Genomic DNA, 16,132 nt, shown 5'->3' with positions numbered 1-16,132 from the left:
CTGACCAATATCGGAACAACCATGACGCCTTTCTGCGCGCTGATCGACTGGGGTACCTCATCCTTCCGCCTGTGGCTGGTGGACCGGCAAGGAACGGTGCTGGCTGAAAGCCGGAGCGATGAGGGCATGATGCAGTCATCGCAGACCGGCTTTGCTTCAGTGCTCGAAAACCACATGGGCAAGCTGGGCGCTCCCGCCGGCCTACCGGTTGTCATCAGCGGCATGGCGGGAGCCCGGCAGGGCTGGGTGGAAGCGCCCTATGTGGACATCCCGGCTCCGCTCGACGGGCTGACGGCCCTGGCGGTTCGCGTGCCCCACGAACCGCGAGACGTGCACATCCTGCCCGGAATGGCGCAAAACCGGGCCGACGCGGCCGATGTCATGCGCGGCGAAGAAACCCAGTTGGCCGGCATTGCCGCCACCCAACCTGACGGCCTGGTATGCATGCCCGGCACCCATTGCAAATGGGTGAGCCTTGAAGGCGGCCACGTCACCGGCATGTCCTCCTTCATGACCGGCGAGATCTTCGCAGTGGTCGGCCAGCATTCCATCCTCAAGCATGCACTGGAACCACAGGCCCGGTTCGATGCGGATCATCCGACCTTCCGCGCCGCCGCCAGTCGGGCGCTGGCCCAGCCCGCGCAAGCCATGGCCATGCTGTTTCCCATCCGCGCCGGCCAGTTGCTGGGCTTCGAGGGGCGCGATGACGGCGCACCGCATCTGTCGGGGGTGCTGATCGGGGCCGAGATCGCGGCCGCGCGCGAATTGTACGGCGCCGGCAGAGCCGCTCTGGTCGCCTCGCAACGGCTCAACGCGCTTTACAAGCCCGTCATGGAAGAGGCTGGCTTCAGCGTCGACCTGATCGATGGCGAGGAGGCCGTGCGCGCCGGGCTGGTGGCTGCCGCCCGCCAGCTTCATCCTGTTTCGGGAGAATGACATGACCGTGCACCCCGCCTGGCCCTCGCTCAAGCGCTCGCTGGTGGCGATCATCCGCGGCATCAGGCCCGAAGAGGTCGAGCCGATCCTCACCGCCCTGGTCGAGGAAGGCTTCGAGGCCATCGAGATCCCGCTCAATTCGCCGCAGCCATGGGTGTCGATCGGCTCAGCGGTGAGGCTGTTTTCCGACCGCACCCTGATCGGGGCCGGCACCATGTTGAGCACGGACAATGTCAGGCAGCTCGCCGACCTCGGCGGCAAGCTGATGGTCAGCCCCAACACCGATCCCGAGGTCATCGCCGCCGCCGCCGCCGCCGGTCTTTATTCCATGCCCGGCTGCTTCACCGCCTCGGAAGCCCTTCTGGCGCTCAAATCCGGGGCTTCGGCGCTGAAATTCTTCCCCGCCGGTGCACTCGGCCCCTCCGGCATTGCCGCCATCAGAACCGTCCTGCCGGCGACTGCGGTGGTGGGTGCGGTCGGCGGCGTTTCCGATGCCAGTTTCGCCGACTACGCCGGGGTCGGCGTCAGCACGTTCGGGCTGGGCACCAGCCTCTATCGCCCCGGCGACGACGCCGCCAAGGTGCGCGCGGCCGCGCGACGCACCATCGCGGCCTATGATGCCGCGTTCGGGAAAACGGCATGAGCCAGTTGCTCCAGCCGGAAAATCTGGCAAGGCTCGATGCGCCTTCGTGCAAGCTCGGCGAAGGCCCGACCTATGACCCCCGCACCGACACGGCCTGGTGGTTCGACATCATCGGCCGCAAATTGCTGGAACATCGCTTCCGTGACAGCCGCACACTGGTCCACGACCTGCCCTTCATGGCCAGCGCGCTGGCCCGCATCGACGACCGGCGCCAGCTTCTGTTTGCGGAAAACGGCCTGTATATCCGCACGGTCGCCGACGGCGCGTTGCACCCGCACCTGGCCATCGAGGCCGACAATGCGCTGACCCGCTGCAACGATGCGCGAGTTCACCAAAGCGGCGCGTTCTGGCTTGGCACCATGGGCCGGGACGCACAGCGGGGGGCGGGCTCGATCTATCACTATCGCGCCGGCAGGCTGACTCGCCTCTATGAGGGCATCACCATTTCCAACGGCATCTGCTTTGCGCCCGATGCCGCCACGGCCTACTACGCCGACACGGCGCTCGGCACCGTCATGAAGGTGGCGGTCGATCCACAGACCGGACTGCCCACAGGCGAGGCTTCGCCCTTCCTGAGCAGCTTTCCCGAAGGGGCAGGCCCCGACGGCGCAGTCTGCGATGCGCAAGGCAAGGTCTGGATCGCGCTGTGGGGCACCGGTTGCGTCAAAGGATACAGTTCCGAGGGCGAGTTCCTGTCGTCGTTCAGCCTGCCTGCCTCGCAGGTAAGCTGCCCGGCCTTCATCGGCCCGCAGGCCCGCGTCATGCTGGTCACCTCCGCCAACGACGGGCTCGACGACACGTCCGAGGCCGACCAGTCGGGCGCGACTTTCACCTTCGACCTGCCTTTCGCCGGGCGGTTCGAACCGGATGTTGTGCTGTAACCATGACGGAGGCACACGCGATGGATGGGACCGGGTTGATCGAACTGCGCTCTTCCACCATGACGGCGCATCTGCGCCTGCAAGGCGGGGCAATGCTCAGCCTGTGGTGGGGCGCAGGGGAAAACGGCGTGCCGCTGTTGCGACCCAGCCTGCCAGATGGCACCGCTCCCATCGACACGGCAGGATTTCCTCTGGTTCCCTTCGGCAATCGGCTGGGCAGCAACCGTTTTTCCTGCGGCGGCAAGACTTATGCGCTGGAGCCGAATTCCGATCTCGACCCGCTCTATATCCATGGCGACGGCTGGCTGGAAAGGTGGTCGCTTCAGGACCAAGGCACATCGGGCGCGACCCTTGCCTATCGCCACCGGGGCACAAACGGTCCCTATCGTTATCTGGCCGAACAGCGGTTCAGCCTAGACGACGAACGGCTGTCGCTGCGCCTAGCCGTGACCAATGAGGGCGACGACACCCTGCCCTTCGGGCTGGGCTGGCATCCTTATTTTGTGCTGGCGGACGACACCACCCTGCAATTCTCGGCCTCCAGCGTGCGGCCGGAAGGTGCCGGATCGCTACCCGGACCCGCCGTGATCCCGGCAGGCGCGTTCGACTTCGGCAAGGCCAGGCGTTTCCCCGCTGCGCGCCTCAACAATGGTTATTCGGGATGGGACGGCACGGCGCTGATCCGTTACCCCCGGCACGCGCTGGAGCTGGAGGTGAGTGCCGATCCGGTTTTTGCACACGCCTTCCTCTATGCCCCCTTCGGGGAGGCGAATGCCGGCTTCTTCTGCTTCGAGCCGATGAGCCACATGGCCGACGATCACAACCGCGACGGATTCGGCGATCTCAGGCTGCTGGAGCCGGGTCAGCGCCTCGAGGGATCGATCCGCCTTGCGCCGCGCAGCCGCCGGCCAGACTGACACCACCCGGCGCGTTTGGAACGCGCGCCTGCAAGCACGGGGGAACTGCCCATGAAGATCACCAAGCTGACCACCTATATCGTTCCGCCGCGCTGGCTATTCCTCAAGGTCGAGACCGACGAAGGCATTGCGGGCTGGGGCGAGCCGGTCATCGAGGGCCGCACCCGCACCGTCGAGGCGGCCGTGCATGAATTGTCCGGCTATCTGATCGGCAAGGACCCGCGCCTGATCGAGGACCACTGGAACGTGCTCTACCGTGGGGGCTTCTATCGCGGCGGCCCGATCCTGATGAGCGCGCTGGCCGGCATCGACCAGGCGCTGTGGGACATCAAGGGCAAGGCGCTGGGCGTGCCGGTCCACGAACTGCTGGGCGGCAAATGCCGCGACCGCATCCGCGTTTATTCCTGGGTCGGCGGCGACCGCCCCTCGGACGTTGCCGCCAATGCGCGCGACATGGTCGATCGCGGCTTTACCGCCCTGAAGATGAACGGCACGCAGGAATTGCAGATCCTCGACACCAATGACAAGCTCGAAGCCATCGTCGAGACCATCGGCCAGGTGCGTGACGCGGTCGGCCCGCATATCGGCATCGGCGTGGACTTCCACGGCCGCGTGCATCGCCCGATGGCCAAGGTGTTGGCCAGGGAACTCGAACCGTTCAGGCTGATGTTCATCGAGGAGCCGGTGCTGTCGGAACATGCCGAGGCGCTGAAGGAAATCGCCAATCACACATCCACCCCGATCGCGCTGGGCGAGCGGCTTTATTCGCGCTGGGACTTCAAGTCGATCCTGCAGGGCGGATATGTCGATGTGATCCAGCCCGACCTGTCCCATGCCGGCGGCATCACCGAATGCCGCAAGATCGCGGCCATGGCGGAAGCTTACGATGTGGCTCTAGCCCCGCACTGCCCGCTCGGCCCGATTGCGCTGGCCTCCTGCCTGCACGTGGATGCGGTGTCCTACAACGCCTTCATCCAGGAGCAGAGCCTCAACATCCATTACAACGAGTCCAATGACATTCTGGACTACATCGCCAATCGCGAGGTCTTCACCTATGAGGATGGCTTCGTCAGCATTCCCGACGGCCCCGGCCTCGGGGTCGAGATCGACGAGGACTATGTCAAGCAACGCGCCAGGATCGGCCACGACTGGAAAAACCCCATCTGGCGTCATGCCGATGGCAGCTTCGCCGAGTGGTAGCGGCATCCCGGCAATAAGGAAGAAAACATCATGGCTGGACGTCTGATCGGCAAGCGCATCTTCGTGACCGGGGCCGCGCAAGGCATCGGCCTTGCCATCGCGCAGGGATTTGCCCGCGAGGGGGCAGCTCTCTTTCTCGTCGATATGGACGGCGAACTGCTCGCCCAGGAGGCCGAGGCCCTGCGCGAGGCAGGCGCCACCCTTGGCCATGCCCGAGCCGACATTTCCGATGCGGCGGCCATTCAGGCGGCTTTCGAGCAGGCGCATGCCGAGATCGGCCGGATCAACGCGCTGGTCAACAATGCCGGCATCAACGTGTTCTCCAGGCCGCTGGAGATGGACGACGCCGCCTGGCAGCGCTGCTTCGACGTCAACCTGAAAGGGGCGTGGAACTGCTGCAAGGCGGCCCTGCCCGGCATGATCGAACAGGGCGGCGGCGTCATTCTCAACATCGCCTCGACCCATTCCTTCACCATCATTCCCCACACTTTCCCCTACCCGCTCGCCAAGCACGCGCTGCTGGGCATGACCAGGGCGCTGGGGCTGGAATATGCGCCGCAGCAGGTCCGCGTGAATGCGCTGGCCCCTGGCTATGTGCTGACGCAGAAGAACATCGATTACTGGAACAGCTTTGACGATCCCGAGGCCGCGCGGGCACAAACCATGCGCCTGCATCCCGGCGGGCGCATCGCCACGCCGGAGGAAATCGCCATGGCGGCGGTGTTCATGGTGTCCGACGAATGTCCCTTCATGAACGCCACCTGCCTGACGGTAGATGGCGGCCTGAGCGTCCAGCAGCATCCAGCCTGACACGCCCGCCAGACAATGAGCGGCATAAAGCGGGGAGATTGCGCCATGCATCTTGCGGATGGCATCTTGTGCATGGCGTTTTCCGTCTCTACATCAGCCGCGTCCGGGCTTTTTCCGGGCAGCCACCTCTTCAAGGCGCAGGTCCCCTCGGGAAAGGGACATCAGGCCTTGAGGTGACCGCACCTGTTCGGAGGAGACCTGACATGTTCAAGCCACGCCGCGCCAAGATATTCGCCCTGTTTGCAGGGCTGATGCTCGCCTTTTCCATGGTATCGGTGGACTATGCCGAGGCCCGGCGGGGCGGCAGCTTCGGCAGCCGCGGAACCCGCACCCACCAGAGCGTGCCGGCCACCCGCACCGCGCCGAACCAGGCAGCTCCCGTCGAGCGTTCCATGACGCCGAACACCGCACCCAATGCCGCCCGCCAGCCGTCGGCCGCCCAGCAGCGGCCCGGCTTCATGAACGGGCTCGGCGGCTCGCTCATGCGTGGCCTTCTGATCGGCGGCCTTATCGGCCTCCTCCTCGGGCAGGGTTTTGGCGGCCTTGCCGGCCTGCTCGGCCTGCTCTTGCAGGGCCTGCTGATCGCCGGCGCGGTGATGCTGGCCCTGCGCTTCTTCCGTGGCCAGAATGCCCGGCAGCCCGCCATGGCCGGCGCCGGCGGCGCGCCTGGCGCCAACCGCTACGGCCGTGACGCCCATTCGGATGCCGGCAAGCCGGTCGGCTTCACGGTCCCCACCATCGGCGGGCGATCGACTTCCGCGCAGGAAGCAACGACGACGCGGGATATGAAGCCGGATCAGGACGATCTTGACCGTTTCGAAGCCCTTCTCGGCGAAGTTCAGGGTGCCTTCGGCCGCGAGGATCATGCCGGACTGCGCCGGCTGGTCACGCCGGAAATGGTTTCCTACCTGTCGGAGGAGCTTGCCCGGAACGCCCATAACGGCGTGCGCAACGAGGTGAGCGATGTCCGCCTTCTGGAAGCCGATATCGCCGAAAGCTGGAGCGAGGGTGCGCGCGACTACGCCACCGCCGCCATGCGATATGAAGCCCGCGACGTGGTGCGCGACCGTGCCACCGGCAAGATCGTGGAAGGCGATGCGGACGCGGCCAGCGAGACCACCGAACTCTGGACCTTCGTGCGCGAGAACGGTCAGGACTGGAAGCTCTCCGCGATCCAGCAGCCCGCCTGACCAGGCCGACGCCTGTCGATCGGAAACGCCCGCGGGCCCACAGGTCCGCGGCGGCGATCTCCGCTAGGTCGCCGTCCGGTATTTTTCCTTGGCGGATGACAGCAGGCGTTGAGGAGCACTGTGACCGGCATTGAAGAGGAACAGCAGCAGCCGTGACCTGCCAATGATCTGCAATCCGATGATGGAGCAGACGACCGCGATTACCGGCAGGGTGAAGAAGGTGACGGGAAACAGCTCCGATCCGTAATTTCCGAAGAAGCGCCGGAATACGATCCCCAGGAAGTTGAACAGGATCGCGTGGCTGCAAAACAGGAAGAATGCATAAGGTTCAAGGCGCGCGCACAGGCCCGCCAGCCGCGAATGTTTCACCAGCCCTATGGCCGCCCAGAAACCGCCCGCCATGGTGATGCGCAACAGCGTGTCGAGCGAAAGCCGCACCATAGCATCCATTTCACTCAACAATATGCGTTCGATGCGGATGGTCAGGAAGATCGTGACCATGACCGCCAGACCTATCGTCAAGATCCACGCCCATCGCTCCATCGTACGCAGGTCGGGAGCAGCGATGCGCAACCACATGCCCAATGCGAAGAACAGGAGAAGCTGGGGTCGTTGCATGATAAGCCAGTCCTCGCCAAACGCCATAAACAGGGTCACCGCGAGGATCGTGGCGAGCGGGGAGCGCTTCAAGCCTGCTTGAAGCAACGGCGCAAAAAGGCAACAGACGAAAAGGTCCCGCAGGAACCACAAAGGGACATCGAGCGGCCATTGGGTGAGCGCCAGTAAGGCATTCGCCAGCCCCATGGGCGTGAACGAAGGCATGTCGTGCCACTTGCCGGTGAGCAGGCCATAAACCGCAAGCAAGGCCAGCATCAGGAGATTCCATGCCACCAGCGGCACCACCAGCGTGCGCAGTTTCGAAACGGCCAGTTTCCAGAAGCCCGACTTGTGCAGGCTGGCCACCACGAAATAGCCCGATACGATGCTCAGAAGAGAAACCGAACTGAGCCCCAGAAGCCGGGAGAATATGAAATAGACGACATCGAAGAACCCGGCATCGCGGTCATAGACGTTCTCGGCTATCCCCGGCTGAACATGTACGAACATCATCAGGAAAATGCACAGGAACCGTGCAATCCGGACACGTTCCGAAAGTTCCGGCGGAACGGCGGAAACCATCGGCTTTAGGGAAGGACTGGAATTGGTCTTCAAGTTTCATCTCCTTGAAGAGTTCATGGAATCATAGCGTCATGAGAAGCATGATCCGACTTCTCGGGTTGGGCGCGAAGAAGAAGGCACGCCCGCAACGGCCACGCCTGCAGCTCGATATGTCCGACCTCATCGTCTACGCGATGGGCGACGTGCATGGCTGCCTCGACGCCTTGCTGGCTCTGGAACGCCGTATCGCCGATGATGCGGTGGCACTGCCCGGCAGGAAGCTGCTCGTGATGCTGGGCGACTATGTCGACCGGGGTCCCGCCTCGGCCCAGGTACTCGACCATCTCGTCGCGCCGCCGCCGCCGGGGTTCCACCGCATCTGCCTCGCCGGCAATCACGAGGTCGCCATGCTGGACTATCTGGAAGGCCGCATCGATCTGCGGTCGTGGCTGCTCATGGGGGCCGGCCCCACGCTGCTGTCCTACGGGATTGACCACGATCGCCTGCGCCAGATGCATGGCAACAGGCGCAGCATCGACAACGCTGTCCGCGATGCGATTCCGGCCGAGCATGTCGCTTTCCTGCGAACACTCCCGGTGCTGGTGGAGAGCCAGCGCTATGTTTTCGTCCATGCCGGCATCCGGCCGGGCGTACCAATGAGGGAGCAGGACGAGAACGATCTCGTTCTCATCCGCGCCCCCTTCTTCGACAATGCCGACCGGCTGACGCGCTATGTGGTGCATGGGCACACGCCCGTGAAGCAGGCCGGGCGCGAGGGCATGCGCGTGAACCTCGACAGCGGCGCCTATTTCAGCGGGCAGTTGACGGCCTTGCGCATCTGGCGGGATACGGGCCGCTACCTGACCAACTGAACGGGCCGGCATGCCGCTCGACGCCGTCATGACGTTTCCACGCGGCCGGTGCCGCCAGCCGCCGTGGTCTCCTCGACATAATAGCTTTGATAACGGTCGAGATACTGTTCCGCGCCTCCGAACGGACCGTAGCGGGACAGCGCCTTCATGTCGGTCTTGTTGAGCACCGCGCCAAGCATCTTGGCGGCGACCGGGCGTTCGCTCTGCAACAGCGAGCGCGCCAGCATGCGCGGCGTCTGCCCCCATTCGATCACCATCATGAAACCGTCGGCCAGCGGCGCAAACGCCTTGGCGTCGACGACCGGACCGAGCGGCGGCAGATCGACCACGATGTAATCGAAGCTCTGGCGCATATCGTCCAGCAAGGCGGCCATGGCCGGTCCGGAAATCAGGCCGCTGGTGTGCGAAATCCTCTGGCGTCCCACCGTGGGCAGGATGGCCAGCCGCGTCTTGCGATCGGTCAGGCAGGCATCCTGCCAGCGCTGCTCGCCCAGAACCACCTCGACAAGCCCCCTTTCCGGCAGGCGCGGCAGGGAGCGGCTGAGGCGCGGATTGCGCAGGTCGGCATCGATGAGCAGGGTGCGCGCGCCATTGGCCGCCAGAAGGCCGGCGAAATTCGCGGCGGCTGTCGTCTTGCCCTCGCGCGGCAGAGCGGAAACGAAGCCGATCACCTTGCAGGGCGTGTGATGCAGGACGATATCGCCGGCGAGCTTCATGTTGCGCAGCGTTTCCGCGAAGGATGAACCCGGCGAATTGATCGCCACCCGCAGCATGCGCGGCGTCACGGTTTCGAGATCCGGCCCGCCGCCCCTGTCGCCTCCATTGCCGCCAGCGGTCCTGCCTCTCGCGCCCTGCCCGGCGGCATGATTGCTGACCAAGGGCAGATAGCCAAGAAAATTCATGTTGAGCGCATCGCGCACATCGTCGCCGGTCCGGAAGAAGCGCTCGCGAAATTCGCGCACCGCTGCCCCGCCCGCCCCTGCGAACAACCCGAGTACCAGCGAAAGCCCAAGAACCATGGCCTTGCGCGGGCTCGAGGGCGAAACCGGATTGTCGGCCTGCGAGATGACCCTGGCCTCGGCAATCGGGAAGGATCGGCGCTGCGACGTTTCCTCGTAGCGGGCGAGAAACGCCTGGTAGAGCGTGGCAAGGGCCTGCGACTTCTGCTCCAGTTCGCGAAGCTTCACCTGATCCGCCCCGGTGGCGGAATTCTTGCCCGAGAGCTCTCCGACATTGGCGCGCAGCGAATCCTCGCGCGACTTGGCCACCTGATATTCGTTGCGGTAGCTCTCCGTCAGGCGCTTGAGTTCGGAGAATATCTGCCCGCTGAGATTGGCCTCTTCGCGGCGCAACGCCACCGCCTGCGGATGGTCCTTGCCGAAGCGGTCGGTGATATCCTGCTCGCGCTTGGCGATGCCCAGATAACGGGCCTTCATTTCGTTGATGGCGGCGCTGTTGCTGCCGTTGGTGCCCTTTTCCTGCGGGATCGCGGCACTGTTGACGGCATTGTCCGGGCCGCTGTCGACAATGGCCTTGAACTGGTTGTAGCGGGCGAGTGCATTGGCGGTGTCGGCCTGCGCGAGGATGAGCTGGCTGTTCAGGTCGGAAAGCTGCTGTTCCGACATCAGTTCGCCACGCACCGCCGTCAGTCCGGCCTTCGCCCGGAACTGCTCGACGGCGAGCGCTGCCTCCTGGGAATTCTCGCGCAGTTCCTCCAGCCTCCCCTGCAGCCAGACCGTCGCGCGCTGGGTTGCGTCGAAATTGGCGTCAAGCTGATCGGAAAGATAGGCCTCCGCATAGGCGCGGGTGATCGCACCGGCAAGCTTCGGATCGTAGCCCTTGAAGGAAAGCTCGATAACCAGGCTGCGCCCGACGCGCTCGGCCGTCAAACCCGCCTGCAACAAGGCAGCCGCCTTGCCCACCTTTGCCTCCTCGGCGTTGCCGGCCGGTGTGGCGGGCGCGGATGCAAACAGACCGGCAGCCGACTTCACCGTGGATTTCAGCCAGGCCAGCGGCGAGCGCGGCGGGTTGAGGAAAGCCTCATTGTCCTGAAGGTTCTCGGCGCGAACCACGGTGCGGGCAAGCCGGTTCGACTTGAGAATCTCGACTTCGCTCAGCACCATCGCATCGGCCTGCGGCCCGATCGGCGGCGCGTCCTTGTCCTCGGCAAATTGCGACAGGCTGGTATCGAGCAGGATGCGGGTCGAGGCCGTATAGAGGGCCGGCGTGAACGCCAGATAAAGCCCGCCCAGAACCAACCCGAGAACGGCGAACAGGCAGATCAGCCCGAACTGGCGCCGCACCGCGGCGACCAGCATGTCGAGATCGATAAATTCGTTCGTTTCCGTGACCGGACCTATGCCCCGGTTCTGCAACGGATAGCTTCCATGATTCATGAGTTTGCCTGCCAATGCCGCCTTTCGTTCGAAGGGCCGGCCCGGCGGAATTTCCGCCGGGCCGGCCGAAGCGGTCAGGCCGCCCGCGTGCTGCGCCTGCTGGAAACGATCATCTCCTCGATGGGAGCGAGGACACTGTCGCGCATGTCCGCACGGGCCAGCGCGAAGGCGACATTGGCCTGGATGAAACCGTCCTTGGACCCGCAATCGAACATGCGGCCTTCGAAGGGGGATGCGAAAAAGAGCTGGCTTTCCGACAACCGCACCATCGCATCGGTCAACTGGATCTCATTGCCGGCACCCCGCTGCTGGGTGCTCAATATGTCGAAGATTTGCGGCTGCAACACGTAACGGCCATTGATGTAGTAGTTGGAGGGTGCTGCCTCCGGCGCCGGCTTTTCCACCATGCCGGTAATGGCGAAGCCGCTTCCCGTGGCGGCTCCCTTGCCGACTATGCCATAGCTGCCGGTGTCCATCGGATCGCACTGCTCGACAGCAACCACATTGCCACCGGTACGCGCATAAAGGTCGATCACGCCGGACAGGCACCCCTTGTCGCCGTAGGAAACCATGTCGGGCAGGAGCAGCGCGAAAGGCTCGTCGCCGACGATATCGCGCGCGCACCACACCGCATGGCCGAGCCCATGCGGCTCCTGCTGGCGCGTGAAGGAGATGGTGCCGGGTTGCGGCTGCAGACGGCCGAGCGAGGCAAGCTGTTCGAGCTTGCCGGTGCGGGTGAGCGTGTCGAGCAATTCGGGCTGGATATCGAAATAGTCCTCGATCACATGCTTGTTGCGGCCGGTGACAAAAACGATGTGCTCGATACCCGCTTCCAGCGCCTCATCGACCGCATATTGCACGACGGGCCGATCAACCACGGTGAGCATCTCCTTGGGCATCGCCTTGGTCGCGGGCAGGAATCGCGTGCCCAGTCCGGCCACGGGGATCACAGCTTTTCTGACTTTTTTCATCTTGATCTTCCCTGTTAACGCTCGGCTCCCCGCCGATTCAGTTGGTTTTCAATCTGCTTGCCGCGGGGTGAAACGCAGCCGCGAGCCGGCGCAACCGCACCATTATCGGCATGCTGAGGTGTCTCAGCGCCGCCGGGTCGCGCAGCGCCGTGCCGGCAGCGCGCAGCGGCGCCCTGTCCTTCAGATGCCGCACCAGAAGCAGGAAGGACGCCGCCCGCCGCAGGCTCTTCGTGCGCCGCGCCAAAGCGGCCTGGGCTTGCGGTTCCAGACGATAGGCCCTTCGGAAGGCGTCATCGGCCGCCAGCATCGCTTCGACATGATGCAGTTCGAGCACGCGCGAGAGGGAACCGCCGCGAATGTGATAGCGATAGCCGGCACGCGGCTCGACCGCGCAGCGCCCGCCTGCCGCCAGTGCCGAGGCGAGCAGGATGTAGTCCTCGCCGATACGCAGCGCCTCGTCATAGCGCAGGGCGTGACGCTCAAGGAAATCCCGCCGGAAGATCGGCTTCACATAGCCGAAGGAAAACCGGCCCTGGAACATGATGTTGCCGTCGATGAAATCGGCAAGGTGGAGTTCGGGGCGCGCTTCAAGGAAGGCTTCGTCGAACATGGTCCGCGGGGCAGCGGCATTCTCCACCACGTCGAGATTGTCGACGGCAATCTGCGCACCGGCCGTATTGGCCCTGTCGATCATGCGCCGCATCCTGTCCGGATGGATGCTATCGTCGGAATCGAGGACGGCGATCCAGCGCCCGGTCGCGGTATCGAACCCCGCATTACGCGCACCTCCCGGCCCCCGATTGCAAGGAAGCGCGACCACCGTAACCTGCCGGGGGGCAAAGGCGCGGGCGATCTCGACCGTACGGTCGCTCGAGCAATCATCCACGACGATCACCTCAACCGACACGCCACGCTGGGCGAGCGCGCTTTCTATTGCCTGTGAAATGCAGGCTTCGGCATTGTAGGCGGCGATGACGAAACTCACGTCAGGCTGCATGGGTCTGTCCTTTCGCGGGCTCGTCGCCATAGAGGCGGGCTTCACGCAGGCCGAGCAAGCCACCGGCCACGCCGGCATGCATGATGCCGCGCAGGATCTGCCGGTTGCGACGGTGGGGCACCGCGATAAAGGCAAGCGCGGCGCAGAAGCTGAACGCGGCTTTGGCAGCGGCGAGGCCTGCCTGCGGCAGCGGTGACACAGGTTCGGCCGCCAGCAGCCGCGCATGTGTCTGCCCCGAGCGGAAGCGCCGTCTGGCCAGCCAGAAGAACCGTGCGCGCTGCGGCGTTACCGGCTCGCAGGCCAGCGCATCCGGCGCATAGGCGATCCTGCCGCCCGACCGGTGAAGCTGCGCGAAATATTCCGTATCCTCGCCGCCGCTGCGCCCTAGCGCCAGATTGAAGCGCCGGCCCTCGACATGGGGCGAGGCGCGCCTCAGCAGCACGTTGCCGCTGTAACCTGTGCGGATTTCACCATCGACCCAGACCGGGCCGGTCGAATGGAAATCGCCCCGTCGCATCCAGCCGGGCGCGGAAGGAGAATAGATCGCGCGCACCGGCCCCAGAACCGCATCCGCCCCGGTCGCTTCGGCGACGGCGATCAGTTCCGCCAGCCATCGCGACGTTGCCGTGGAATCGTCGTCGATGAAGGCGAGGAACGTTCCCTGCGCGGCTTCGAGACAGGCGTTGCGGGCAAGCGAGATGTTGGACGCCGGGCAGTGGATGTAGTGCAACGCGACGGGCAGTTCGTTCGCCAGCGCATCAACCAGCGCCCTGGCGCTCGGCTGTGCGTCATTGTCTGCCACGACGATCCGCAGCCTCACTTGCGACGGCAGTTCCAAAGCGGCGAGCGAACGCAGCGTCTGTTCCAGATGGGCGCGCTGGTAGGTGCATACGCATATGTCTACCGGCACCGTACGTTGCGGGGCATTGTGGCTCATGATGCCGGCACCCCCCGCTGTTTCAGGCGTTGCTGGCGCCATGCGCGCAGATATTCCAGCCAGAAGCCGGTGGACCATGCCAGATGCATGATCATGGCCGAGATGCCGGCCAGCGGTCCGTGGGGGTTGCGCTCCCTCACCGCCATCCAGGCGCCATAGCCGAGGCATGCGCCCGCCCAAAGCGATACCGGCAGCAGCGCGGTGGCGCTGACGACGGCCAGCACCGCGCCCGCCACCGCCGGCGCCACCAGAAGCGGAAGCGCCTGCCGCGGCTTCAGCGGCGTGCCATGCTTCATGGCGTTCCTGGCCCTGCCCCGGCCATAGCCCAGATATTGCCGGAACAGGGCGGCCGGAGTCGTCCGCGGATAGTAGGTCATGAAGGTCTTGTCGGTCATCCAGATGCGATAGCCGGCAGCCGCAAGCCGGTGGTCCAGTTCCGCATCCTCGTTGTGGCTGAAGCTTTCGTCATAGCCCCCCACGGCGCGAAAAGCCGACACCCGCATCAGGGCGTGGTGGCCATGATCGGTCCAGTGGCCGGGAATGCCCTCACGATGGGGGGAGCCGCCATTGCCGAGCCGGGAATTCTGCGCGGCCGCCGCCGCCTTCTGGAACGGCCGGAACCCCACCGTTTCCATCGAAACCACTACGGAATCGGCGCCGGTTTCGCGCGCCTCCTGAAGCAGCCGCTCGCAATAGTCGTCCGGATAGCCGCCATGGGCGTCGATACGGATGAGGTATTCAACCTGATGGCCGAACTCGGCCACGGCAAGGTTCAGCGCGGCACTTTGCAGGCGGCGTGGATTGTCCAGCAGGATCACGCGTGACGTTGCGGCGGCGATCTCGCGCACCGTGGCGCGCGTGCCGTCCGTGCTGCCGCCATCCGCGACAACGATCCTCATATCGAGCCGCTCGGCCGGGTCGAGCAACTGGTCGAGCAGGTCGCCGATATGATCGACCTCGTTGAGACAAGGGATCACCACCATGCAGCGACTGCCGGCCATGGCCCTGTCGTGCGGTTTCTCGAGCGGCTCGGGCATCGTCATGCTGCGGCCTCCACCGGGGTTCGTGCCCAGGCGCCACCGGCAACCCCCTTCATGCGCTCCACCAGAGCGCGGCACTCGGCGGCATCGCACACCCAGGTTTCAGGCTTGTGCACCGCCACCGCCTCGCTCAAGGCGGCGTAACGCCCAGCGGTCATGTCCTCGAGCAGGGCGGTCAATGGCTCGGCCTCCGGCCTGTCAAGCAACAGGCCGATGCCATGTCCCGCAAGGAAGCGGCCTGTTTCCGTGCCCTGCATGGCCAGCGGAACGGCGCCGAAACGGCAACCTTCATAAAGCCGGTTCGGCAGCAGCCAGTCGGAGTTCATGCCCGCTTCGAAGAAGTCGATCGCCCAGGAAAAATGGACCTCGCCATAGATGGCCGGGAGATCCTGCGGGTTGCGGTATGGGCCTTCGAAACGCATATGCGGCTCTGCCGCGACGAAGCCGTCGAAATTATCGAACTCGACATGGGCCGGGCGACCGCGCAGCACGACCTCGAACCGGCCCTGCGTGGCGCGGGTGAAGGCGGCAAGAAGCGCGAGCGAGCGGGCGCAGCGCAGCGCACCGAACCAGCCGATCCGCCATGCCTCGCCTTCCGCTGGCGGTGAGGCAGCCCGCATGGGTTGCCCGGCCCCGCCGGAAAGCTCGAGCACCTTGTTCTCAAGCAGCATCACCGGGGCATGGGACTGGCCGCGCGCCTCGAAATATTCCCGCACGAAAGCAGGCGAACTGGTCACAAGCAGCGCGGCGTTGCGGCCAAGGAAGCGCTCCGCGCCGCGCATGGCCTTGCCCACCGCCCCCTCGTCCAGCAGCAGGCGGTGGATGTCGAGGCATTCATAGACGATCGGCACATTTGCGCCGAAGAGGGCATGGACCCGGTTGGCCAGCGCCAGCATCTCGAGATTGCGGGCGACGACGATGTCGGGCTTCATCAGGCCTTTCAACCGCGCGCCCAGCATGATTGCCGCCTTGCCCACCGCAATCAGGCGCTGGGCAAAGGCCCTGTCGCCTGTCATGCCGAGGTCGATGGGCGCAATGCCGTCAAAGGTGGGCAGCGCGCCCCGCCGGAAGCCGGCAAGCGTGACATGCGCGCCACCGGCTTGCAGCATTGCGACGCGTCGGGCCGTCGCCGGGTCGCACAGGTCGTGGACCAGGTAAAGAACGTGCAGCATGTGATCTGTCAC

Annotated in this window: 15 protein-coding genes; 8 read left to right on the top strand and 7 right to left on the bottom strand. The window is 65.0% G+C overall.

What is annotated here, in order from left to right; translation table 11 throughout:
* Window positions 1-21: 21 nt before the first annotated feature.
* The 7 genes from ABID37_RS19685 to ABID37_RS19655 all read left to right on the top strand — a co-directional run bounded on the left by ABID37_RS19685 (window position 22) and on the right by ABID37_RS19655 (window position 6,577).
* Window positions 22-936, top strand: a complete 915-nt coding sequence (locus ABID37_RS19685; RefSeq protein WP_354197836.1) for a 2-dehydro-3-deoxygalactonokinase — start codon at window positions 22-24, stop codon at window positions 934-936.
* 1 nt (window position 937) lies between these two features.
* Window positions 938-1,579 carry a 2-dehydro-3-deoxy-6-phosphogalactonate aldolase gene (locus tag ABID37_RS19680; RefSeq protein ID WP_354197834.1) on the top strand — a complete coding sequence of 214 codons (642 nt, stop codon included), beginning with the start codon at window positions 938-940 and terminating at the stop codon, window positions 1,577-1,579.
* Window positions 1,576-2,460 carry an SMP-30/gluconolactonase/LRE family protein gene (locus tag ABID37_RS19675; protein WP_354197832.1) on the top strand — a complete coding sequence of 295 codons (885 nt, stop codon included), beginning with the start codon at window positions 1,576-1,578 and terminating at the stop codon, window positions 2,458-2,460. Before ABID37_RS19680 ends, ABID37_RS19675 begins: the two co-directional genes overlap by 4 nt.
* A gap of 20 nt (window positions 2,461-2,480) precedes the next feature.
* Window positions 2,481-3,377 (top strand): aldose 1-epimerase, encoded by an 897-nt coding sequence (locus tag ABID37_RS19670; RefSeq protein ID WP_354197830.1) that lies wholly within the window; start codon window positions 2,481-2,483, stop codon window positions 3,375-3,377.
* Between the two features lie 51 nt (window positions 3,378-3,428).
* Window positions 3,429-4,577 carry a galactonate dehydratase gene (gene dgoD / locus ABID37_RS19665; RefSeq protein ID WP_354197828.1) on the top strand — a complete coding sequence of 383 codons (1,149 nt, stop codon included), beginning with the start codon at window positions 3,429-3,431 and terminating at the stop codon, window positions 4,575-4,577.
* Window positions 4,578-4,607: 30 nt separating this feature from the next.
* Window positions 4,608-5,387 (top strand): SDR family oxidoreductase, encoded by a 780-nt coding sequence (locus tag ABID37_RS19660; protein WP_354197827.1) that lies wholly within the window; start codon window positions 4,608-4,610, stop codon window positions 5,385-5,387.
* 203 nt (window positions 5,388-5,590) lie between these two features.
* Window positions 5,591-6,577: a Tim44 domain-containing protein gene (locus tag ABID37_RS19655; protein WP_354197826.1), complete on the top strand. Its 987-nt coding sequence runs from the start codon at window positions 5,591-5,593 to the stop codon at window positions 6,575-6,577.
* A gap of 63 nt (window positions 6,578-6,640) precedes the next feature.
* Here ABID37_RS19655 and ABID37_RS19650 read toward each other — a convergent pair whose 3' ends face one another.
* Window positions 6,641-7,789 (bottom strand): acyltransferase family protein, encoded by a 1,149-nt coding sequence (locus tag ABID37_RS19650; protein WP_354197824.1) that lies wholly within the window; start codon window positions 7,787-7,789, stop codon window positions 6,641-6,643.
* 47 nt (window positions 7,790-7,836) lie between these two features.
* Between ABID37_RS19650 and ABID37_RS19645 the strand changes: the two genes are divergently transcribed.
* Entirely contained in the window at window positions 7,837-8,607 is a 771-nt protein-coding gene (locus ABID37_RS19645) for a metallophosphoesterase family protein (RefSeq protein ID WP_354197822.1), read from the top strand.
* A 26-nt stretch (window positions 8,608-8,633) separates the two neighbouring features.
* Here the strand turns inward: ABID37_RS19645 and ABID37_RS19640 are convergent, their stop codons facing one another.
* The 6 genes from ABID37_RS19640 to ABID37_RS19615 form a co-directional block, all read right to left on the bottom strand.
* Window positions 8,634-11,003: a Wzz/FepE/Etk N-terminal domain-containing protein gene (locus ABID37_RS19640; RefSeq protein ID WP_354197820.1), complete on the bottom strand. Its 2,370-nt coding sequence runs from the start codon at window positions 11,001-11,003 to the stop codon at window positions 8,634-8,636.
* Window positions 11,004-11,077: 74 nt separating this feature from the next.
* On the bottom strand, window positions 11,078-11,974 hold the full coding sequence (locus tag ABID37_RS19635) for a UTP--glucose-1-phosphate uridylyltransferase (RefSeq protein ID WP_354197818.1): 897 nt from the start codon (window positions 11,972-11,974) through the stop codon (window positions 11,078-11,080).
* Window positions 11,975-12,011: 37 nt separating this feature from the next.
* The gene (locus ABID37_RS19630; protein ID WP_354197816.1) at window positions 12,012-12,971 is read right to left on the bottom strand and encodes a glycosyltransferase family 2 protein; all 960 of its coding nucleotides are present in this window, start codon (window positions 12,969-12,971) and stop codon (window positions 12,012-12,014) included.
* On the bottom strand, window positions 12,961-13,908 hold the full coding sequence (locus tag ABID37_RS19625; RefSeq protein WP_354197814.1) for a glycosyltransferase family 2 protein: 948 nt from the start codon (window positions 13,906-13,908) through the stop codon (window positions 12,961-12,963). The genes ABID37_RS19630 and ABID37_RS19625 overlap by 11 nt, the downstream gene beginning before the upstream one ends.
* Entirely contained in the window at window positions 13,905-14,951 is a 1,047-nt protein-coding gene (locus ABID37_RS19620) for a glycosyltransferase family 2 protein (protein ID WP_354197812.1), read from the bottom strand. Before ABID37_RS19620 ends, ABID37_RS19625 begins: the two co-directional genes overlap by 4 nt.
* Window positions 14,948-16,120, bottom strand: coding sequence for a glycosyltransferase family protein (locus tag ABID37_RS19615; RefSeq protein ID WP_354197810.1), 1,173 nt, complete (start codon window positions 16,118-16,120; stop codon window positions 14,948-14,950). The genes ABID37_RS19620 and ABID37_RS19615 overlap by 4 nt, the downstream gene beginning before the upstream one ends.
* Between the last annotated feature and the right edge of the window lie 12 nt (window positions 16,121-16,132).

The organism is Aquamicrobium terrae (genome assembly GCF_040545735.1).
GTDB classification, from domain to species: domain Bacteria; phylum Pseudomonadota; class Alphaproteobacteria; order Rhizobiales; family Rhizobiaceae; genus Mesorhizobium; species Mesorhizobium terrae_A.
The sequence above is the reverse complement of the archived record's forward strand: the minus strand, read 5'-3'. Positions and strand labels throughout refer to the sequence as shown.